We start from the raw sequence: 19,706 nt of genomic DNA, 5'->3' as shown, positions 1-19,706 counted from the left end.
TCGCAGCGGCCGTTGCCGCCATGATGTCCACCGCTTCCGGTGCGCTGATCGCGGCCGCGACAGTGGCAAGTTCCGACGTCGTTCCTTTTGTGAAGAGCTGGCGCCGCCGGGGCCTCCAAGCGGGCATGAGCGTGGCCGCACAGGCGAAGAAGGAGTCCAATCCGGAACATGACATTGCGGGAAACCGAATGTGGGTACTCGGTCTCGGCGTGCTCGCGGTGCTTGTGGCAATTCTCCTGAACGACGTTGTGGTTGCGTTGACCATTGCCTACGACATCCTTGTGGGTGGCCTGCTGGTGGCTATTCTGGGTGGCCTCACCTGGAAGCGCGGCACCGGGCCGGGTGCCGCCGTATCCATGATCGCGGGCTCGGTGGTGACACTTGGGACCCTTGCGGCATACGCAGGGTTTGCGATCGGTGACGGCATCTACGCCAATGAGCCCATCTACTTCGGGCTGATTGCCTCGGCTGTGTCTTACGTGGTTGTATCACTGCTCACCAAGCCCACCGACCCAGCGGTCATGCCGGCCTGGGAAGAACGCGTGGCCGGCAGGGTCGAGGAAGAGGTACCGGTCGAAGGACCCGGCGCGTCGGTCCGATAGAGCCGGCGGCTGATAGAGGCCGTGCCCGCTCCGCGATGCCCGCCACGCCGCGGACCTCTATCAGCCACCACCTTTACCCAGGTCGCCCCGGCAGGGAGTTGGTTAGGAGCGGCGGCCCTCTTCCGGTGCGCCGGAGGTCATATCCGGCCTCCCGTCGACCTCGTCGGTTTCCTCCGGATCCTTGCCCACCGAGGCGCTGACCTTTCCGCTGTTTCCCTGGCTACTGCGACCGCGGCCCTTGGAGTCGGCACGGGTTTCCTCCTCCGCCAGGGCAACCTCACCCGCATCGATCGGCTTCTCACCCTCGCCCCGCCACGCCTTGATCGCGGCCCAGGTCACGGCGGCAAGCGGCACGGACAGGATCGCACCAACAATGCCCGCGAGGATGGTTCCCGCGGTCAATGCAATAAGTATCACTAGCGCGTGAACGCTAAGCGACTTACCCATCACCACCGGTTGCAGGAAATTGCCCTCCAGTTGATTAACGCCCACCACCACAAGGATCACGATCAACGCCACCACCGGCCCATTGGCCACGAGGGCAACCAGCGCGGCCAGAATCCCGGCCGCCGTGGCACCCACCAGCGGGATGAACGCTCCGATGAACACGATCACAGCCAACGGCAGCGCAAGCGGCACACCGAGAATAAGCAGTGCCAGCCCAATGAAGAAGGCATCCACGAAAGCCACAATTGCAGTACCGCGCACATAGCCGCCCAGAACTTCAAGACTCCGGTAACCTACTCGGCGCGCACGGACCAATCGGTGGCCGTCGAAGCCGCGCAGCATGAATGCCCAGATCCTGTCGCCGTCCTTGAGGAAGAAGAACAGGATAACTATCATCAGCGCGGCACCCGTGAGGAAGGAGCCCGCTGCGGAGATGCCTGTCAGCGCACCGGATCCGGCCGCGCTGCTGGATGCGAATTCAACCACCGCCGCCTGGGCTTCCTCAATCTGCTGCTGATCGATCGGAATGGGCCCGGTCCGGATGAACTCGTACAGCTGGTCAAATCCGGCACTTGCGCTTTCCACCAATTCGCTGGCCTGGCTGCGCACTGCAAAAACGATACCGGTGATTAAACCGCCGAGCACGGCCAACAAGAGTAGAAACGAGAACGCCGTGGCGGCCGCGCTGGGCCATCCTTTCCGTCGCAGCCAGTTGACCAGTGGGCTGATTGCCGCGGCAAGGATCAAGGCAATCAGCAGTGGGATGACAACCAGCCGGACCTGAATCAGCGCAAATACCGACACGACCAGAAGCGTGAGCAGCAACAGCACCTGTGCGCTTCGAACGCCTGCCCTCCCAAGACTGTCTTTCCACGGATTCCCCGCGGTTCTTTCGTCTGGCGTACTGGCCACAGGCCCCATCCCCTCATTGTCAGTTCAGTTTGTTCTTGTGCACCGACATTCCGGTGCGGTTGGTCACCACAATACGGTGGCGGCGTCGTCGTTGTTCAGTGTCGTCGTTGTTCAGTTTAGAGCGGCAGGAACAGCACGGTATAGATTCCCAGTGCGCCCAGGGCGACCACGGCGCCGGATGTCCAGAACACCGCCCCGACATCCGCGCGCCCACTGCCTGTGTGCAGTCCCGCGGCACCGCGGGAGTACCGGATGCGCTGGCTCGCGTAGATCGCCAGGGACGTTGCCAGTGCAACGAGGACAAGAATTACCGTGAACCAGCCGTGCGCAGGCAGCCACCGAAGGAACAGCAGACTAGCAACTATCATCGCCATCATGGTGCGTCCCCACGCCAGCGAGGTGCGCTCCGGTTGAAGCCCCGGATCCGCGTGCGGCCGGCTCATCTCAGGCTGGCCTGACCAGCACAAAGACTACAACGACGGCCGCCACGACTGTGCCGCCCAGCGCCAGCAGCGGCGCCAGGAAGGGCAGCGGCAACGGTGCATTGTTACGCATGGCCCGCTCCACATTGAGCCACCTGAAACAGGCCACCGCTGCAATGATCATGGCCAGCAGAAGAAGAATCACGGCAACAGTGGTCCGGATCGCAGGAAGGAATATCTCCGAGGTGAACGCCTCCACGGCGATTCCACCGGCCAGCAGTGCCAGTGACGTGCGGATCCAGGCCAAAAAGGTGCGCTCGTTCGCCAGCGTGAACCGCGGATCAGGCTCGGTTCCGCCGCGCAGCAGGCGCCGGGCCAGCGCGCCCCGGCGCGCGTCGTCGTCGTTCTTTTTCTGGGAAGCTGCCACGGGACTATCCTAACCAGCGGGCACCCCTGCCCGGATGCGGGTAACATGGACCATTGCGAAGGGGAGTAGCTCCAGCACCGCACAGCGGTGCGGCGGCCTGTCGACATACTGGCACTCAGTGATGATGCCCGGCAGTCCACCGTCCAGGAATTGGGACGGCGAGCGAGACCTTCGGCCATGGACACGTTAATGGCCGGAGCCCCAACGGACGCCCTGGCCACTTGAAGATCAGGAGCCCACCGTGACGCCCCACGAGGCCACACGAACGTCCGCCGACATCAAGCGGTGGCGGCAGTACCTCGCCGACGAACGCGCGGAGGCGGAAACCTACCGCTATCTGGCCAAGAAGCGCAGCGGCGAGGAGCGGGAGATCCTCCTGGCGCTCGCGCAGGCCGAGGGCCGGCATGAGGCGCACTGGAGCAGGTTGCTGGGGAACAACGCCGGTAAGCCAGCCAAGCCGTCCCTGCGGAACATTGTGCTTGGCTTTTTCGCCCGCCGCTTTGGCTCGGTGTTTGTGCTGGCCCTTGCCCAGCGCGCGGAAGGCAGATCTCCCTACGCGGACGACCCTACCGCGACCAGCGCCATGGCCGCCGATGAGCAGATCCATGAGGAGGTTGTAAGAGGCCTCGCAACGCGTGGCCGGAACCGCCTCTCGGGTAACTTCAGGGCCGCGGTGTTTGGGGCCAACGACGGACTGGTCAGCAACCTCGCCCTGGTCATGGGCATTGGCGCAACCGGGGTGTCCAGCGCGTTTGTGCTCTTCAGCGGTCTCGCAGGCCTACTGGCGGGCGCCCTCTCCATGGGCGCAGGTGAGTACGTGTCGGTGCGGTCGCAGCGTGAACTGCTGGCGGCGTCGCGCCCCACCCAGATAACCCTCACGGCCGCGAAAAAGCTGGACATCGAGGCGAACGAGCTGGTGCTGGTGTACCGGGCACGCGGAATGTCCCCGGAAGCCGCGCAGCACCGTGCCGCCGAACGCATGGGACTGCTCAGCTGCGACTGTGATCCGAGTCTGTCGCTGCAGCCCGAGCAGTTTGACCGGAAAGACGATCATGAGGAGCTCGGCACCGGCATGGGCGCGGCGGCCTCAAGTTTCTGGTTCTTCGCCTCGGGTGCGGTGATCCCCGTGCTCCCGTACCTGTTCGGCTTCACAGGGCTTGCCGCCGTCGTCATCGCCTGTGTCCTGGTGGGAGCAGCGTTGTTGGCGACCGGCGCCGTCGTTGGGTTGTTGTCCGGCGCTTCACCGCTGAAGCGTGCATTGCGGCAGCTGGCGATCGGGTTGGGGGCAGCGGCGGCCACCTATGCGCTGGGGCTGGTCTTCGGAGTGTCGGTGGGTTAGGACGCCGTGACGTAGTCTTCCAGCTTGGTCAGCGTCTTCTCGATCGAGCCGGGCGTTGACCGGGTAAACCCCATGAACTTCAGGACAAACTTCCAAGGAACGTGGCGGGCGTCCCATTGCTCAGTGACCAGGGTTCCGCCATCCTCCGTTTCAAGGGTGTAGCGCCACACGTGATTGGAGAAATGGCGCCAGGCAATGCGCTCGCCTTCCTCAAACTCGACCACTTTATTGAGGATTTTGTACTTGGCACCGAGCTTCATGTCCATGCCGAACTTGGCGCCTTTGAAGAGACGGGCCGGGCCATTGGGCTGTTCGCCTTTCACGGTGTCCGAGCCGTCGATAACGCTGTGCAGTGACGGAGTTGCCAAGACCTCGAAGATCTTCTCGGTCGGAGCGTCAATAAACCGGCTTCGGGTGATCAGGTAGGGGTTGCTCATAGTCCCATTGTGCCTTGCCGCTCACCGCGCAGCCGTCCTGATAGACTATGTCCTGACAAGCAAACAAACCCTCCCGAAGGGATGAGCCGTGGGATCACTGAATCTCAACATCGATCGGTCCTCCCCCGTGCCTCTCTATCACCAGGTGGTCCAGGGGATTGAGGCCGCCATTCACAGCGGCACGCTCGCCCCGGGCAGCCGCCTCGATAATGAAATCGATCTGGCCGCAAGCCTCAACCTTTCCCGGCCCACCATGCGTAAGGCCATGGATGAGCTGGTGAGGTCCGGCCTGCTGGTGCGCAAGCGCGGGGTTGGGACCCAAGTAGTTTCCAGTCAGGTACGCCGGCATCTGGAACTCTCCAGCCTCTTCGATGACCTGCAGCGCGTTGGCAGCAAGCCTGCAACCGAGGTGCTGAGCTTTATGCACATGGAGGCCGACGACGCCGCACGGGAGGCCCTTCAACTCCCCAAAGGCGCCAAGGTCTATCACTTCACCCGCCTGCGCACCGTCGACGGCAAGCCGCTTGCCCTGATGGAAAACTCCGTGCGCGATGACATTGTTGCCATGGACGAGGCCTCGCTCGCTTCCCGTGGCCTTTACGAAATTCTCCGCTCCGCCGGCGTCAACTTCCGGCTGGCCAACCAGCGTATCGGCGCCGTCATTGCCAACGCATACCAGGCCCCTCTCCTTGGAACCACTGTGGGAGCGGCTCTGGTAACCATGGAGCGCACAGCCCTGGATGACACCGGCCGGCTGGTGGAGACAGGCCACCACGTCTACCGCGCGGACTCCTACAGCTTCGAGATGACACTCGTCCAGCGATAAATCCCGTTTTCCGAAAGAGGCCAATCATGACCAACTGGGTCTACCCCCGGGGAACAGCGAACGACGGCGTGTGGCAGGTGTCGCTCGGTGCCTTCGATTCAGCCGCTTCAGTGGAGGGTTGGGCACATACCGGCCTGAAGGTTGCGTCGCTCGCTTCCGGCGAAAGCTTAGAACTGGCCGGCGCCGCCGAAGAGCGGATTGTGGTTCCGTTGGCGGGCAGTTTTTCCATCACCACCAACGACGGCGAATTCACCCTCCGCGGCAGGGCATCTGTTTTCAGCGGGCCAAGCGATGTCTACTACAGCGGAACCAGTGCTGCGCTGGTCATTAGGTCGATTGACGGCGGCAAGGTAGCCGTGGCCTCAGCACCGGCAGCCAACCACTACCCGGCCCGGCTGATCCCGGCGGAAGACATTCCGGTGGAGCTCCGCGGCGCGGGGAACTGCTCGCGGCAGGTGCACAACTTCGGCACCCCAGCCGCCCTTGAAGCAGACCGGTTCATTGTGTGCGAAGTCCTCACGCCGGCCGGCAACTGGTCCTCCTACCCCCCGCACAAGCACGACGAGGAGAAGGACGGCGAAACCCAACTGGAAGAGATCTATTACTTCGAAACCCGCGCGGTTGCAGCGGCCCCCGAGTCCGCCGATGCCGTCGGATACCAGCGCGTCTACGCCTCGGACGAGCGTCCAATCGACGTCGCCGCGGAGGTTCGTACCGGCGACGTCGTCCTTGTGCCGTACGGCTGGCACGGCCCGGCGATGGCCGCCCCCGGCTACGACCTGTACTACCTGAACGTCATGGCCGGGCCCGGCCCGGTCCGCGAATGGCTCATCAGCGATGACCCGCACCACGGCTGGATCCGGGGCACCTGGGATTCCCAGGATGTGGACCCGAGGCTGCCCTTTACTGGTTAATCGGCGCAAGGGGAAGGCGACGCCGTGGCCGCGTCCCGGCAGGCCACCTTTAACTTGCCTGCGAGCGCATCGTCAGCCTTTGGATGGGCAAAGAACGGCAGGAAATCGGCGTGCGGCGTCAACTGCAGGTACTCATAGCCGAGATCCGCTGCGACGCGCGGGAACTCCAACAGTCCGTGGCTGTGGTGGAACGGTGTGGGGTCAAGTGCGATCTTCATTGAACGTCCTTCCGGCCTTGGGTGCTAGACAAGCTCGGGCTGGCGTGTGGTGCTGTACAGGGCGGGCTTGGGACTGAGTACGACGGCGGTCTTCTCACCTGAGACCTGCGCTGAAACTCCCGCTTCGCAGCAGGCGGCGGTGGCGTAGCCGTCCCACGCGGACGGCCCACCAATGTCGCCGCGTTTCGCGGCATCCACCCAGGCCTGCACCTCGACGTCGTAGGCCGCGCCGAAGCGCTCCTCAAACCCGGGCGTGATCTTGCCGCCCCAGGTGCCGGCTGTGCGGACGTAGGGGCCGGCGTCGTTCCCGATGGTTACGGTGCCCTGCTCGAACACCGCCTGCGTGGCCACCTCGTAGCCGAACTGCGCGTTGACGTAAATCTCCACATCGGCGAGCACACCCGACTCGGTTTCAATCAGCACATGCTGCGGATCGTGCTGGCCCTCCGATGCGTGACGGGTGGGCTTGCCAAGCCGGACCTGCACGCTGGTGATCTCCTCACCGGTCAGGAAGCGGATGACATCGAATTCGTGGACCACCGAGTCATTGATCAGCATCTGATTGGTGAATCCGGGCGGGGTGTTGGGGTTGCGGTGCGCACAGTGCAGCATCAGCATCTCCCCCAGCTTCTCCTCGCGGATGAGGCTTCCCAATTGTGCGTATTCATCATCGAAACGGCGCATGAAGCCAACCTGGATCCGGCGGCGTCCAAGTCTTTCCTCGGCCTGCACCACCCGCCAGGAGGACGCGGCGTCGGGCGTCAGCGGCTTTTCGCAGAGGATCGGAAGGTCCCGCTCCAGGCACTTAATGAGGATGTCCTCGTGCAGGAACCCGGGGGTAACAATCAGGACGGCGTTGACGTCGTCCCGGCTGATTGCTTCCTCGGCGTCGGTCAGCGCTACCGCTTGGGGAAGTCCTTCGATAGCGGCCTGGGCTCGGGCCAGGTCAACATCGACGACGACGGCCACTTCCGCGCCACTGATCCGGCGGCTCAGGCGCTCTATGTGGTCAATGCCCATACGGCCGGCACCGATCACTGCTACGCGCAGGTTTTCAGACATGTGATTGCTCCTTTATCAGTTGACTGTGGTGCGTGAGCCGCAGGACAGCAGGTAGCTGCGGGTGCGCTGTGCAATGGGCATGGGGAGGTTGAAGTCCACCGGGTACATATCCTGCTCCACAATGCCGAAGATGGGTCGGTTCAACGCCTCGACAGCTTCGATGACTGCGCGCAGGTCCGGTAGGCCGCCCGGTGGCTCGGTCATGACGCCGGCCAGGTTAGCGGCGGCCCAGGTCAGGTTCTCCTCGTTGACCTTCGCCAGGACCTCTGGGTTGATCTGCTTGAGGTGGAGGTAGCCGATGCGTTCCGGATACTTGCGGATCAACTCGAGGCTACTGGCGCCGCAGTACTCCGCGTGGCCGGTATCCAGGCACAGGTTGAGATACGCGGGGTCGGTCTCGGCGAGGAGGTGTTCCACATCCTGCTGCGCTCCGACGTGACTGTCGGCGTGCGGGTGGAACTGCTGCTTCAGACCAAATTCATCGGCCAGCACTTTGCCGAGCCGGTTGTGCCCCTCGAACAGGTCCCCCCACTGTTTGCGATCCAGAGATCCGGATTCCACGGCCTCGCCGGTGACGTCGTCGCGCCACATCGCCGGGATGACCACGATGTGCTCGCCGCCCATTTCCCTGGCCAATTCGGCAACGCGCCGGGCAGGTTCCCACGCCTCGTCCCACTGGTCGAGGCCGCGGTGGAAGGCGGTGAACACGGTGCCCGCTGAAATCTGCAGGCCGCGCTGCTTCAGTTCGTCCGCAAGCCGCGCAGGGTCACTCGGAAGGTACCCGTAGGGTCCCAGCTCAATCCACCTGTACCCGGACTCCGCCACCTCGTCGAGAAACCTCTCCCACGGGGTCTGCTGCGGGTCATCAGCAAACCAGACGCCCCAGGAATCGGGCGCGGTGCCGATGATCAACTTATTCTCAGTCATTGCTCCCTCCCTAACTGCTGGGGAAGTTGTAGGAGGCCAGGGACTCGTGCGACGGCTCGGGCCACCGTTGGGTGATGACCTTGCCGCGGGTGTAGAACTTGACACCGTCGGGCCCGTAGACGTGGAGGTCGCCGAACAGCGAGTTCTTCCAGCCGCCAAAGGAGTGATAGGCAACGGGGACGGGCAGGGGAACGTTGACGCCCACCATTCCTACGTGGATGGCGCGCTGGAAGGTGCGGGCGTAAGCGCCCGACGACGTAAAGATCGCGGTGCCGTTGCCATAGGGGTTGGCGTTGATCAGGGCAATGGCTTCCTCAAGGGTGTCCACCCGGACCACTACCAGCACCGGCCCAAAGATTTCCTCGGAATAGGCGCTCATCCCGGTGCGTACCTTGTCCAGGACGGTGGGGCCTACAAAGAAGCCTTCTTCGTTGCCTTTCACCACAAGTTCGCGTCCGTCGACCACCAGCGCGGCGCCGTCGTTCTCTGCCTCGGTGACGATTTTCACGATCCGCGATTTGGAGGCCGGTGTGATGACCGGCCCCATGTCGGCGCCGGCAACGGTGCCTTCGGCGACGGTGACTGCGTTGGCGCGGTCCTGGACCTTCTGCACCACCAGATCCGCAGCTTCTCCCACGGCGACCGCGACGGAGATGGCCATGCACCGCTGCCCGGCCGAGCCGAACGCTGCGGCGGCGAGGTGGTCGGCGGCGTTGTCCAGGTCGGCGTCCGGCATGATCACGGCGTGGTTCTTCGCCCCCCCGAGCGCCTGGACCCGCTTGCCGTGCGCGGTGGCGGTCTCATGGATGTATTTGGCCACCGGGGTGGAGCCCACAAAGGAAATTGCGTCAACGTCGGGATGGGTCAGCAGCCCGTCCACTGCCTCTTTGTCCCCGTGGAGCACGCTGAACACGCCGTCGGGCAGGCCGGCCTGCTTCCACAGTTCCGCGAGCAGCATCGAAGCGGAAGGATCGCGCTCGGAGGGTTTGAGGATGAAGGCGTTACCGACAGCGATCGCAACGGGCGCCATCCAGAGCGGCACCATCACCGGGAAGTTGAACGGGGTGATACCGGCGACCACTCCGAGGGGTTCCCTGAAGGAGTAGACGTCAATGCCGGTGGAAGCCTGGTCCGAGTACTCACCCTTGAGGAGCTGGGAGATGCCGCACGCAAACTCCACGACCTCAAGCCCGCGGCCAATCTCGCCCTTTGCGTCGGAGAGGACCTTGCCATGCTCGGCGGTGATAGTGGCTGCAAGCTCGTCGATGTGCGAGGCCACCAGTTCGCGGAACTTGAACAGCACTGCGGTTCGGCGTGACAGGGACGTCTGACCCCAGCCATCCGCTGCGGCGCGTGCAGCAGCAACAACGGACTGGATGTCAGCCTGGCCGGCAAGCCGCAACTCGCCGCTGATCTGCCCGGTGGCCGGGTTGTAGACCGGCTGGCTGCGGTCTCCCGAACCGGCGGTCTCACTGCCGTTGATGAAGTGGGTGATGGTCTGAGTGCCACTTGTCGTGGTGGTCATTGGCGTGCCTTTCTGTATGGACCGGTGGTCAACCAAGGTCGCTTGCGACTGCGTGGAGACCCGTGCCGGCGGTCAGCCTAAGTAATGCTTCTGCCGCCCTTTGTGGTCGGTGTAGGTCTGGTAGGCGTCCTGAGTGGAGTCCAGTTCGGAAATTTCCGACACGGGTACGTCCCACCAGGACTCGGAATCGGGAGAATCGAGGAGCGGGTCACTGTTGATGTGGATCAGCACCGGCCCACCATCCTCCGGGGCGTCCTTGGCCTTCCGCAAGGCGATGCGGAGGTCATCGATCGTGTCCTCCCCCGGTTCCACCCGGATCACCGTGACGCCCAGGCTCTCCGCGTTCAGCGCGAGGTCCACCGGAAGGCGGCTGCCGTCGTCGAACGTGTGCTGTTCACTGTCCAGGTGCCGGTATTGGGTGCCGAAGCGCTGGGAGCCAAGCGATTCGGAGAGCGAGCCGATGGACGCGTATCCGTGGTTCTGGATGAGCACCACAATGACCTTGATTCGCTCAGCGACGGCGGTCACGAGTTCGGTGTGCATCATCAGGTAGGAGCCGTCGCCCACCATGATGAACACGTCCCGGTCCGGCGCCCCGCGCTTGACGCCGATGCCGCCGGCAATTTCGTAGCCCATACAGGAATAGCCGTACTCCACGTGGTAGCCGGAGGAGTCGCGTACGCGCCACATCTTGTGCAGGTCACCGGGCAGGGAGCCGGCGGCGCAGACGACGACGTCGCGTGGCCCGGATTCCGTGTTGACGGCACCGATGATCTCGGCCTGCGCCGGAAACGGTGTGTGGCGGGTTTGATGGGCCGCGTCCACGATCCCGTCCCAGGTTTCCTTGCCCGCAGAGATTTCGCCGTCCAGGTCGATGCGGTGCCCCTTGAGCAACTGCGTCAGTTGGACGAGCGCCTTCCCCGCGTCGGCAACGACAGCGATGGCGCTGCCGTGCTTGTACGCGTCGATTGGTGCCACGTTGATATTCACAAACTTCACGTCCGGATGGGCGAAGGCGGTGCGAGAGGCCGTAGTGAAGTCCTCGTAACGCGTGCCGATGCCGATGACCAGGTCCGCCTGGGCAGCCAGGCGATTGGCCGCCGTCGTGCCGGTTGAACCGATGGCACCGAGTGAATACGGGTGGTCCCACGGAAGCACTCCAACACCGGCCTGCGTGTTGCCGACCGGGATGCCTGTGGCTTCGGTGAACGCGGCGAGCGCATCTTCGGCGAATGCGTAGAGCACCCCGCCGCCCGCCACAATCAGGGGACGTTTTGCGTTTCTGATGGCTTCGGCGGCCCGGTGAAGATCCTCCGTGTCCGGTTCCGGCCTGCGAATGCGCCACTCGCGCTGGGCGAGGAATACCTCCGGAACATCAAGCGCCTCGGCCTGGACATCCTGCGGTAGCGAAATGGTGACCGCGCCGGTTTCCGCCGGATCAGTGAGGACACGAAGCCCGTTGAGCAGTGCGGAGAACAATTGCTCCGGCCGCGACACCCGGTCAAAATACCTGGACAGTGGCCGGAAGGCGTCATTGACGGACATGTCATAGGCATCCGGGCGTTCAAGCTGCTGCAGCACCGGGTCCGCCGCACGCGTGGCAAAAACATCGCTGGGCAGCAACAGGACCGGGAGGCGGTTGATGGTCGCTAGGGCGGCGCCCGTGAGCATGTTGGACGAACCTGGACCTACCGACGCCGTGACGGCAAAGGTGGCGCGGCGCCTGTGCATCCGGGAGAAGCCCACCGACTGGTGCACCTGAGCCTGCTCGTTTCTGCCCTGGTAATACGGCATAAGCTCCGGACGGGCGGTCTGCGCCTGCTTGAGCGCCTGTCCCACGCCCGCCACATTGCCATGCCCAAAGATGCCGAACATGCCGGGAATGAGGCGCTCCCGGTGGGTGCTTCCATTGATGGTGTCCACGGTGTACTGGTTGCCCAGGAACTGGACCACTGCCTGGGCAACAGTCATTCTGTGGGACGTCATGGGGTGACCCTTTCCACGGTGCGGATACTTGAGTCCCTGAGAAGGGAAGCTGCGGATGCCACCGCGCCCGCGACGTCGTCGTCAGCTGGATACAGGAGGGTCCTGCCAACGGTGAGGCCTTGCACGCCGGGGAGGGCGAGCGCCTTTCCCCAGGTGGCCAGCACCTCATCCTGGCCGTTGGTCGGCTCGCCTCCGAGCAGCACGGTGGGCAGTGTTGTTGCAGCCATGACCCTTTCCATGTCCTGCACCACGGGAAGTTTCATCCAGGTGTAGGCGCTGGTGGATCCCAGCGCGGATGCTATGGCCACGGACTTGATGACGGCGTCGGCGCTCAGGTCGTTGACCACCCGGCCGTTCTCCCAACGGGAGAGGAAGGGCTCCACCATGGCCACCAACCGCCGTTCGGCGAGCGAGTCGATGGCGTGGGCGGCAGATTCAAGCGTGCGCGCGGTGGCCGGATCATCCAGCGCAATGCGCGTCAGCATCTTCCCACCAGTGGCACCGATGGTCTTGAGTGCCTCGGCGGTGTGGGCCGTGTACCTGTCGTCGATCTCGTTGACCAGGCCGGTGAGTCCGCCCCGGTTCATTGAACCAAAAATCAGCTTCCCGTCCAGGGCGCCCAGCAGCAGCAGGTCGTCAAGGATGTCCGGGGAGGCCAGCACCCCATCCACCCGGGGGTTTTGCAGAGCCGTCCGGAGCCGGTCCATTAACCCGTGGCGGTCCGCCATCGCCATTGCATTGGATCCCACGGCGAGGGCACCTCGGGCCGGGTGATCGGCGGCCACAATAAAGTTCTGCCGGCCGTAGACCAGGCCTGGGTGTGGGATCCGTGCCTTGGCCGCGCGTTCGACGGCGTCCGGGTCTTCCAGGCGGATGGCGGCGAGGTGCTCGTACCTCCGCGGGTCGGGCGTTGCGCTGAACTCAGGCACTGGGCACCAGCCTTCCGCGCTCCGCGAGAAGTGCGTTGACTTCATCGGGTGTGGGCATGGCATCGGCACAGGAGAGCCTGGAGGCCACGATTGCTCCTGCTGCGTTGGCGTAATCCAGAACCTGCTCCAGCGGCCAACCCGCCAGCAGTCCATGGCAGAAGGCGCCGCCAAACGAATCGCCGGCTCCCAAGCCGTTGACGGTGTCCACTGGGACCGGCGCGGACACCACACGCTGGGTGGCCGTTTTGGCCATCACACCGTCCGGTCCAAGCTTGACGACGGCGATCTCCACTCCCGCCGCCAGCAGCCTGTCCGCCTGCTCGTCGGGTGATCCGGCGCCAACCGCTACTGCGCACTCCTTGTCATTCCCGATTGCGACAGTGGCATGCGGGAGCATCTTCCCAATTTCGATCCGTGCCGCTTCCTCTGACTCCCAAAACATCGGCCGGTAGTCAAGATCGAGGATGGTGAACTGCCCAGGTATCAGATCGTTGCGGGACCTGGCCTGGTGAGCCGCAATGTGCGCCCCGCGGCTTGGTTCCTGGGAAAGTCCCGTCACGGTGGACCAGAAGATCCGCGCTTCACGGATGGCCTCCAGGTCCAATTCGCCCGCCCTGATCTGGAGATCCGGCGCAGTGGGTGTCCGGTAGAAGTAGAGCGGAAAATCATCTGGCGGTTTGATGGCGCAAAATGTGACCGGAGTGGGCCACTCCGGCACGGCCGTGACAAAGGAGTCATCCACCTTGAACTTCCTCAGTTCACGGTGCAGGTAATTGCCAAACGGATCGCTGCCGGTCCGGGTAATCACGCCCGACTTCCTGCCGTGCCTGGCCGCTGCAACCGCCACGTTCGACGGCGAGCCACCCAGGTACTTGCCGAAAGAGGTCACATCCTCGAGGTCCAACCCAATCTCGTTAGGGTAGATATCCACGCTGATTCGTCCGATCGTGAGTACGTCGTGAGTCACTGGTATGCCCTGCCTTTCGTCTGCGAAGCCGGGTTGTTGTGAGCCGCGGCACAGTTTCCATCCTGCCCCACTTCATATGTCCTGTCAAACGTTTGTACTGACATACTTACAGTACGTCGGATCATCGAGGGGTGCCGAGCTCCCAGGTGACATACTGCGCCCGGTCCCGCTGGGGGATGCGGTACTCGGCCAGAATGGCCTGATGGATTCCGTCAATGATTATCAGCAGCTCTTCGCTGCTGCGTCCGGCATTGACATCGATGCGAACCAAGGGCATGGCGCCTCCTGTATAGTTAGTTTGTCCTGACATACTAACAAGGCTTCGATCTGCTGTATAGTGCGGCAGCCTACTCGCGGACGGAGCCCTCCAGCATTCCCCGGATGAAGTGGCGTTGCAGGAACAGGTAGAGGATCACCACAGGAAGCGCCACGAGGACGGCGCCGGCCGCGAGCAGCGCTGTCTCCTGGACGTGCTGGCCCTGGAAGAACGCCAGCGCCAAGGGAGCGGTGCGCAAATCCGCGTTGGGCGACATCACCAACGGGATCAGGAATTCGTTCCACGTCCACATGAAGCTCAGAACCACCAGAGTCACCACCGCCGGACGTGCCACGGGAAGCAACACCGAGAACAGGGTTCGTGCGGAGCCGGCGCCGTCCAGGGTTGCCGCCTCGATCAACGCGCGGCTGGAGGAGCGGAATGTCGCCCGCATCCAGAAGGTACCAAAAGCCACGGACTGGGCAATCTGCGGCAGGGCGATGGCCCAGAGGGTGTTGGTCAGGCCGAGGTCCCGCAGATCGAAGAACAGCGGGACCACGATTGCTTCGGTCGGGACCATGATTCCCAGGAGGAACACGTAGAACAGCACCTGCGAGCCCCGAAAGGTCATGGTGCCAAATGCGTAGCCCGCGAGCGTGGAGAACACGGTGGATACGGTCACGACTATTGCTGCGACGATCACCGAAGTGGTCATGTAGCTGGCAAAATTTCCCTGCTGCCAGGCGTCCACGAAGTTGCCGGGGTGAAGTCCCAGGAGTCCCGGGCCGCTATCCGCGCTCTGCGGGCCGAGTGCGTTTCCCAGGATGATGAGCACCGGGCCCAAAGCCATTGCCGCGAACAGCACAAGCACCGCGTAATTCATGAGCCGTTCGGAGCGCAGGTTCACCTATTGTCCCTCTCACCAATGCGGTTGACCACCAGGTTAATCGCGAAAATCATGATCGTCAGGGTGATTGCTATGGCGGACGCGGAACCAACCTGACCCAGTTCGAACGCGCGCCGGAACACTTCATAGGACGGGACACTGGTGGTGTTTCCGGGTCCTCCTCCGGTGGTGACGTAAATGAGGTCGAACGTCTTGAGTGCGGCGATGATAGTGAGGGTCAGCGCAACCACAATCTCTCCCCTGACAGCGGGAAGCGTGACCGCAAAGAACTCCCGTACCGGCCCGGCACCGTCGATCCTCGCGGCCTCATACAGTTCGCCTGGTATCCGGCTCATTCCGGCAAGCAGAAGCACTGTGACCAGACCGGTTTGAACCCACGTGCCGATCAGTCCAACAGCGGGCAGTGCCAGGACAAAGTCGCCAAGCCAGGGACGGGCCAGCTGGTCCAGTCCAATTGCTTCCAGGACGGAATTCAGCGTTCCGTCGGGGGCATAGATCTGCCGCCACGCGATGGCCACCACCACCATCGCAATCACCTGGGGAAGAAAGACCACGGTCCGGAAGAATCCCAGTCCGCGGATCCGCGCCCGGTGCAGAACCGAACTGATCAGCAATCCCACGAGCACGGGCAACACGGAGTAGAAGAAGATCAGGACCAGGGCGTGGGCAAACGAGTCCCTCAGGTCCGGGTCGGTGAACACCTCCTGGTAATTGCGGAGCCCAACAAACGTAGCGAGACTCAGGCCATCCCATTCGTAGAGAGACAGCTGGCCCGCGCGGATGAGGGGATAGATCATGAATGCCGCATATACAACAAACGCGGGCAGGAGGTACAGGTACGGGGTCAGCCGCGAGCGTGCCCCGATGGAGGGCCGGCGTGGACGGCCGGCCTGCCTTACCGGCTCAGCTGCCAGAACCGGTGAACTCTTCATAGTCCGTCTGTGCCTCCTGAAGGAACTCCTCGGCAGTCAGTTGTCCGGCGATCAGCCCCTGCAAGGACGCGCCGAGGGTCTCTCCCATGGTCGGCGTCGCATAGTCCAGGTAGGGCAGGAGACTGCCCTCTGAGGTCACCGATCCGTAGACCTCGAAGACATCCTTCAGTACGCCGGATTCGGGGGCAAAGGACGCTGTTTCCAGCACCGGAACGTTGCCGGTGTCGGCGAGTATCTGCATAGCTTCCGCGGAGGTAATGAAATCGACGTAGGCCGCGGCCGCATCGGGGGTGTCGCTACCGCTGGTCACGGCAAACGGGAGCCCGGTGCCTCCGGTGGTCACGGGTGCATCCCCTGCCTGCGCAGGCGGCGGAGCCATGAACCCCACATCCTCACCCATTTCCGTATCCAACCCGGCTGCCAGCCACGAACCAGCAACCAGAAACACACCTTCGCCTTCAGCGAAGGCGCTCCAGGCGTCGTCGTACGCTGTCCCGTTGGGGGCCTCTCCGAGGTATCCGGCGGACGCCCAGTCAGCCAGCGTGGTTGCTGCCGCTGTGTTCTCCGGAGTGGTCCAGGAGGCGCCCTCGTTACCCAACCCCAAAGCCGTGATTTCCTCGACTGCGGTCTGGGTTCCCTGTATGGGGCCAAACACATGCAGCGCAGGCCACTGCTCAAGATTTCCCAGATGGATGGGCACTTCGCCAGCCTCTTCCGCCGTCGCCAGAGCCGCTTCGAACTCCTCCCAGGTCTCCGGCAGAGCAACGCCAAGTTCCTCCAACTTGCTCTTGGAGTAGTAGACGCCCACCGCTTCACCCACTTGCGGCAGCCCATAAACATTGCCCTCGCCGAACGTGGCGCCGTCCTCGCTGTAGGTTGAGTACTGCAGCACAGACTCCGGGTAGCGTTCCTTCCACCCGTACGCTTCCGCGTATGGCTCAAGGCTGATCAGCTGGCCGGCAGACACAAAAGCGCCCATGTCGGAGCGGCCATTGTTGGCCTGCACAACATCCGGTGCATCATCGCCGGTCAGAGCCAACCGAAGGGTGGTTCCCAGGTCATCGAAGGACTGGGAGTTCCGGTCAATGGTCACGTTGGGGTACAGCTCCTGGAACGCTTCGTTGAGCTGGGTCATCTGCTCGTCCTGCCCGCCGCGGACTTCCTGGTCCCAGATGGTCAGTGTGATGTCCCCGAGTCCGGCCACGTCCGTGGACACTTCACGGTTTGGATCGGCTTCCCCTTCAGAGGAAGGAATGTTGGAGCCGGGGGTGCAGGCGCTCAGGGCCAGCGCGGCGGCAGCGGCGACTGCGGCCATGCGCACCGTGGGAGTGGATCGGCGGGTCATGGGAACTCCTATGGTCGGATGTTCGGTGTTGAATACGGTTTTGTTTACGGATCAGAGAAACGTGCGATGGTTGCCTCGGCCCGGCGGACGCCCTGGACAGGTCCTGGCGGCAGCAGATCAGTGAGAAACCCATAACGCTGCAGCAGGTCAACTGCTCCGGGCACTCCGGTCTTCGCTCCGCGTTTAGTGCTGCTCCACCAGTCCGCAATGTCACCCCAGCCCGGCGCTGCAAGCGAACCGCCAAACTGTTGAACTGCTAGCGACGAGCAGAGGCTGGAGAACAGCAGGCGTTGCTTCAGTGGCCAGCCGGCAAGAGTTCCAACCACCAGGGCAGCACCAAAAACGTCGCCTGCGCCCGTGGCGTCGATTGCCTCAACCTTCAGTGCGTCGCATTGCGCCTCTTCGCCCGTTGACGAGTCCACAGCCACGACGCCGTCTCCCCCGCAGGTGACAACCGCCAGGGGAACCCGGTCCGCGAGGCGCAACAAGGCGGCCTCCGGACTATCGGTCGAGGTGTAGGCCATTGCTTCGACACAGTTGGGCACAAAGGCATGGCAACCTTGGAGCCCATCCAGGGTGGAAGGGTCCCACCGTCCGGTCGGGTCCCACCCCACGTCCGCGAAGATCAGGGCACCTTGGGCGGCGCTACGCTCCCACCAGGGCGGGCCGTGGCGTTCCTCGGAGTCCGCGAGATCAATCATGACGGCCCGCGACGCCGGCGTTGTGGCAAGGATAGTCTCTGTTGTCTCCGGCACGTGGTGTCCGTGGGTGATCATACTGCGGTCGTTTTCCATCGCAAGCGAGACCGTCACTGGCGTATGCCAGCCCGGGTACCGCCGGGACGGCCGCAGATCAATGCCTTCCTGCTCGGAGAGCGTCCGCCAGCACCAGTCCGCGTAGAGGTCATCACCGAATCCAGCGGCCAGACCCGTTTTCAGACCCAGACGTGATGCGGCGACCGCGAGGTTGGCGATGCCCCCGGGGGAAGATCCCATACCCCGTGCCCAGACCTCGGTGCCGGGGGCTGGAGCCGCTGGGAGCCCGGTGAAAATCACGTCGAAGAACACCATTCCGCTCAGCAGCAGGTCCAGCGGAGTCTCCTCCGGGCTGTCGGAGGCACGGGGAGCAGTCCGCGGGTCCCCTGGAAGGAGTGGATGCTCCACACGTGCAGTCGAAGCCGTCATTTGTTGCCACCGTCCCAACCGTCGCGTCGTCGCTTTCCCCAACTATAGACACCAAGGAGGGTCAGGTGGCGCCGGGCTGGCGGGCCTATCCGTCGGCGGACCGGGCTGCTGCGGCCTGGTTCTGGCGGGGCTGGGTGTGCGTTTCCGCGGAGGACGTACTGCCCCCGGTCGCAGGGGCTTCGGCTGACGCGGCATCCGGGGACCTGTCGATCACAGTTGCCAATGGCTTCTCGTGAACGAATGCCAGGAGAACCGCGGCCAGTACGCCCAGTGGTGCCATATAGAGGAACAGCGGCGTCAGCGCATCGTTGTAGGACTGGATGATGGGGTTCTGCAGTGCGTCGGGCAGGGAGCTGACCACCTCCGGCGTCAGGGAGTTCGCCCCACCCTGCAACCCTCCGCCTTCGGTTGGAAGCCGTTCCGCCAACAGTTCAGCCACCCGCGCGGTGAACAGGCTGCCGACTATTGCCGAGCCGAGCGTCGCGCCGATCTGGCGGAAGTAGTTGTTGGAAGCGGTGGCTGTGCCCACCACCCGGTTGGGGAAAGTGTTTTGCACAATGAGCACAAGAATCTGCATGCTGAGTCCCAGGCCCGCGCCCATGATGCCGATATAGAGGCAGATCAGCGCAACCGGCGTCGTCGGCGTGATTGTTGAGAGCAGCAGCAGCGCGATGGAAACGGCAACCGACCCCACGATCGGCATCCATTTATACCGCCCGGTCCTGCTCACCAGCACACCGGACCAGACGGACGTCAGCAGCAGAGCACCCATCATGGGGATCATGAGCAGGCCGGCGTTGGTGGCGCTTGCACCCGTAACCATCTGCAGGTAGGTCGGCATGTATCCGATGGCGCCGAACATGGTGACGCCGATCAGCAGACCACCGGTGGTCGTGAGCACAAAATTGCGTTCCTTGAAGAGCCCCATCGGCAGGATGGGCTCTTTGGCGCGGCGCTCCACGGCAACAAATGCCACGCTGCTGACGACGGCAAGCGCAATGAGGCCCAGAATCTGGAAGGATCCCCAGGCGTATTCTGTGCCACCCCAGGTGCCAACCAGCACAATCGAAGTGGTAGCTACGGCGAGCAGCATCATTCCAGCCACATCAATGCTCGGCTTGGTGCGCTCCCGGTGCGGCAGG

19 protein-coding genes and 2 pseudogenes are annotated in these 19,706 nt (G+C 63.5%); 4 read left to right on the top strand and 17 right to left on the bottom strand.

Translation table 11 applies throughout. From position 1 onward, the window contains the following. Positions 1-602 (top strand): annotated as a pseudogene (locus tag Y708_RS28320) (sodium:solute symporter); the annotation flags it as partial. 102 nt (positions 603-704) lie between these two features. On the opposite strand, the gene Y708_RS24165 reads toward Y708_RS28320, so the two are convergent. The 3 genes from Y708_RS24165 to Y708_RS0110020 form a co-directional block, all read right to left on the bottom strand. Then, positions 705-1,961: an AI-2E family transporter gene (locus Y708_RS24165; RefSeq protein WP_253905766.1), complete on the bottom strand. Its 1,257-nt coding sequence runs from the start codon at positions 1,959-1,961 to the stop codon at positions 705-707. A 116-nt stretch (positions 1,962-2,077) separates the two neighbouring features. Then, positions 2,078-2,404, bottom strand: a complete 327-nt coding sequence (locus tag Y708_RS0110025; RefSeq protein WP_028279835.1) for a DUF202 domain-containing protein — start codon at positions 2,402-2,404, stop codon at positions 2,078-2,080. Position 2,405: 1 nt separating this feature from the next. Continuing rightward, positions 2,406-2,810, bottom strand: coding sequence for a YidH family protein (locus Y708_RS0110020; protein ID WP_028279834.1), 405 nt, complete (start codon positions 2,808-2,810; stop codon positions 2,406-2,408). 241 nt (positions 2,811-3,051) lie between these two features. Between Y708_RS0110020 and Y708_RS0110015 the strand changes: the two genes are divergently transcribed. After that, positions 3,052-4,149 carry a VIT1/CCC1 transporter family protein gene (locus Y708_RS0110015; RefSeq protein ID WP_028279833.1) on the top strand — a complete coding sequence of 366 codons (1,098 nt, stop codon included), beginning with the start codon at positions 3,052-3,054 and terminating at the stop codon, positions 4,147-4,149. Here Y708_RS0110015 and Y708_RS0110010 read toward each other — a convergent pair. Continuing rightward, positions 4,146-4,586, bottom strand: a complete 441-nt coding sequence (locus Y708_RS0110010; RefSeq protein ID WP_028279832.1) for an SRPBCC family protein — start codon at positions 4,584-4,586, stop codon at positions 4,146-4,148. The genes Y708_RS0110015 and Y708_RS0110010 overlap by 4 nt on opposite strands. 88 nt (positions 4,587-4,674) lie before the next feature. Between Y708_RS0110010 and Y708_RS0110005 the strand changes: the two genes are divergently transcribed. Both Y708_RS0110005 and iolB read left to right on the top strand, forming a co-directional pair. Next, positions 4,675-5,412 (top strand): GntR family transcriptional regulator, encoded by a 738-nt coding sequence (locus Y708_RS0110005; protein WP_035775905.1) that lies wholly within the window; start codon positions 4,675-4,677, stop codon positions 5,410-5,412. 26 nt (positions 5,413-5,438) lie between these two features. After that, positions 5,439-6,326: a 5-deoxy-glucuronate isomerase gene (gene iolB / locus Y708_RS0110000; protein ID WP_028279830.1), complete on the top strand. Its 888-nt coding sequence runs from the start codon at positions 5,439-5,441 to the stop codon at positions 6,324-6,326. Positions 6,327-6,355: 29 nt separating this feature from the next. Here iolB and Y708_RS0109995 read toward each other — a convergent pair. The 13 genes and pseudogenes from Y708_RS0109995 to Y708_RS28310 all read right to left on the bottom strand — a co-directional run. Continuing rightward, positions 6,356-6,544 (bottom strand): annotated as a pseudogene (locus tag Y708_RS0109995) (sugar phosphate isomerase/epimerase); the annotation flags it as partial. Positions 6,545-6,568: 24 nt separating this feature from the next. Continuing rightward, positions 6,569-7,606 (bottom strand): Gfo/Idh/MocA family protein, encoded by a 1,038-nt coding sequence (locus Y708_RS0109990; protein WP_028279828.1) that lies wholly within the window; start codon positions 7,604-7,606, stop codon positions 6,569-6,571. A 15-nt stretch (positions 7,607-7,621) separates the two neighbouring features. Next, a complete protein-coding gene (locus tag Y708_RS0109985) occupies positions 7,622-8,533 on the bottom strand; it encodes a sugar phosphate isomerase/epimerase family protein (RefSeq protein WP_028279827.1) in 912 nt (303 codons plus the stop codon). A 10-nt stretch (positions 8,534-8,543) separates the two neighbouring features. After that, positions 8,544-10,058 carry a CoA-acylating methylmalonate-semialdehyde dehydrogenase gene (locus Y708_RS0109980; protein ID WP_028279826.1) on the bottom strand — a complete coding sequence of 505 codons (1,515 nt, stop codon included), beginning with the start codon at positions 10,056-10,058 and terminating at the stop codon, positions 8,544-8,546. A 72-nt stretch (positions 10,059-10,130) separates the two neighbouring features. Further along, entirely contained in the window at positions 10,131-12,029 is a 1,899-nt protein-coding gene (gene iolD, locus Y708_RS0109975) for a 3D-(3,5/4)-trihydroxycyclohexane-1,2-dione acylhydrolase (decyclizing) (protein WP_028279825.1), read from the bottom strand. An 11-nt stretch (positions 12,030-12,040) separates the two neighbouring features. After that, the gene (locus tag Y708_RS0109970) at positions 12,041-12,973 is read right to left on the bottom strand and encodes a Cgl0159 family (beta/alpha)8-fold protein (protein ID WP_028279824.1); all 933 of its coding nucleotides are present in this window, start codon (positions 12,971-12,973) and stop codon (positions 12,041-12,043) included. Then, complete coding sequence (iolC, locus tag Y708_RS0109965) at positions 12,966-13,940, bottom strand: 5-dehydro-2-deoxygluconokinase (RefSeq protein WP_028279823.1); 975 nt, start codon at positions 13,938-13,940, stop codon at positions 12,966-12,968. The genes Y708_RS0109970 and iolC overlap by 8 nt, the downstream gene beginning before the upstream one ends. Positions 13,941-14,061: 121 nt before the next feature. Then, on the bottom strand, positions 14,062-14,217 hold the full coding sequence (locus Y708_RS28315) for a tautomerase family protein (protein ID WP_253905765.1): 156 nt from the start codon (positions 14,215-14,217) through the stop codon (positions 14,062-14,064). Between the two features lie 70 nt (positions 14,218-14,287). After that, positions 14,288-15,103 (bottom strand): carbohydrate ABC transporter permease, encoded by an 816-nt coding sequence (locus tag Y708_RS0109955; RefSeq protein ID WP_253905764.1) that lies wholly within the window; start codon positions 15,101-15,103, stop codon positions 14,288-14,290. After that, complete coding sequence (locus tag Y708_RS0109950) at positions 15,100-16,035, bottom strand: carbohydrate ABC transporter permease (RefSeq protein ID WP_028279821.1); 936 nt, start codon at positions 16,033-16,035, stop codon at positions 15,100-15,102. The genes Y708_RS0109955 and Y708_RS0109950 overlap by 4 nt, the downstream gene beginning before the upstream one ends. Continuing rightward, the gene (locus Y708_RS0109945; RefSeq protein WP_028279820.1) at positions 16,007-17,380 is read right to left on the bottom strand and encodes an extracellular solute-binding protein; all 1,374 of its coding nucleotides are present in this window, start codon (positions 17,378-17,380) and stop codon (positions 16,007-16,009) included. Before Y708_RS0109945 ends, Y708_RS0109950 begins: the two co-directional genes overlap by 29 nt. Positions 17,381-17,424: 44 nt before the next feature. After that, positions 17,425-18,450, bottom strand: a complete 1,026-nt coding sequence (locus tag Y708_RS24160; protein WP_253905767.1) for a carbohydrate kinase family protein — start codon at positions 18,448-18,450, stop codon at positions 17,425-17,427. 199 nt (positions 18,451-18,649) lie between these two features. Continuing rightward, on the bottom strand, positions 18,650-19,706 hold a 1,057-nt coding region (locus Y708_RS28310), incomplete at its 5' end, for an MFS transporter (protein WP_155853808.1).

It is taken from the genome of Arthrobacter sp. H5, assembly GCF_000520595.1.
Taxonomy (GTDB): domain Bacteria; phylum Actinomycetota; class Actinomycetes; order Actinomycetales; family Micrococcaceae; genus Arthrobacter_D.
Note: the sequence above shows the minus strand (reverse complement) of the source record. Positions and strands in the feature narration are given on the sequence as shown.

What these genes read in the sequence shown, in the direction of transcription:
- iolD (WP_028279825.1), bottom strand. Translation starts at nt 12,029, where the DNA reads ATGACTGTTGCCCAGGCAGTGGTCCAGTTCCTGGGCAACCAGTACACC.
- Y708_RS0109990 (WP_028279828.1), bottom strand. Translation starts at nt 7,606, where the DNA reads ATGTCTGAAAACCTGCGCGTAGCAGTGATCGGTGCCGGCCGTATGGGC.
- Y708_RS0110025 (WP_028279835.1), bottom strand. Translation starts at nt 2,404, where the DNA reads ATGAGCCGGCCGCACGCGGATCCGGGGCTTCAACCGGAGCGCACCTCG.
- Y708_RS0109980 (WP_028279826.1), bottom strand. Translation starts at nt 10,058, where the DNA reads ATGACCACCACGACAAGTGGCACTCAGACCATCACCCACTTCATCAAC.
- Y708_RS0110010 (WP_028279832.1), bottom strand. Translation starts at nt 4,586, where the DNA reads ATGAGCAACCCCTACCTGATCACCCGAAGCCGGTTTATTGACGCTCCG.
- Y708_RS0109950 (WP_028279821.1), bottom strand. Translation starts at nt 16,035, where the DNA reads ATGAAGAGTTCACCGGTTCTGGCAGCTGAGCCGGTAAGGCAGGCCGGC.
- iolB (WP_028279830.1), top strand. Translation starts at nt 5,439, where the DNA reads ATGACCAACTGGGTCTACCCCCGGGGAACAGCGAACGACGGCGTGTGG.
- Y708_RS28315 (WP_253905765.1), bottom strand. Translation starts at nt 14,217, where the DNA reads ATGCCCTTGGTTCGCATCGATGTCAATGCCGGACGCAGCAGCGAAGAG.
- Y708_RS0109985 (WP_028279827.1), bottom strand. Translation starts at nt 8,533, where the DNA reads ATGACTGAGAATAAGTTGATCATCGGCACCGCGCCCGATTCCTGGGGC.
- Y708_RS0109945 (WP_028279820.1), bottom strand. Translation starts at nt 17,380, where the DNA reads ATGACCCGCCGATCCACTCCCACGGTGCGCATGGCCGCAGTCGCCGCT.
- Y708_RS24160 (WP_253905767.1), bottom strand. Translation starts at nt 18,450, where the DNA reads ATGGTGTTCTTCGACGTGATTTTCACCGGGCTCCCAGCGGCTCCAGCC.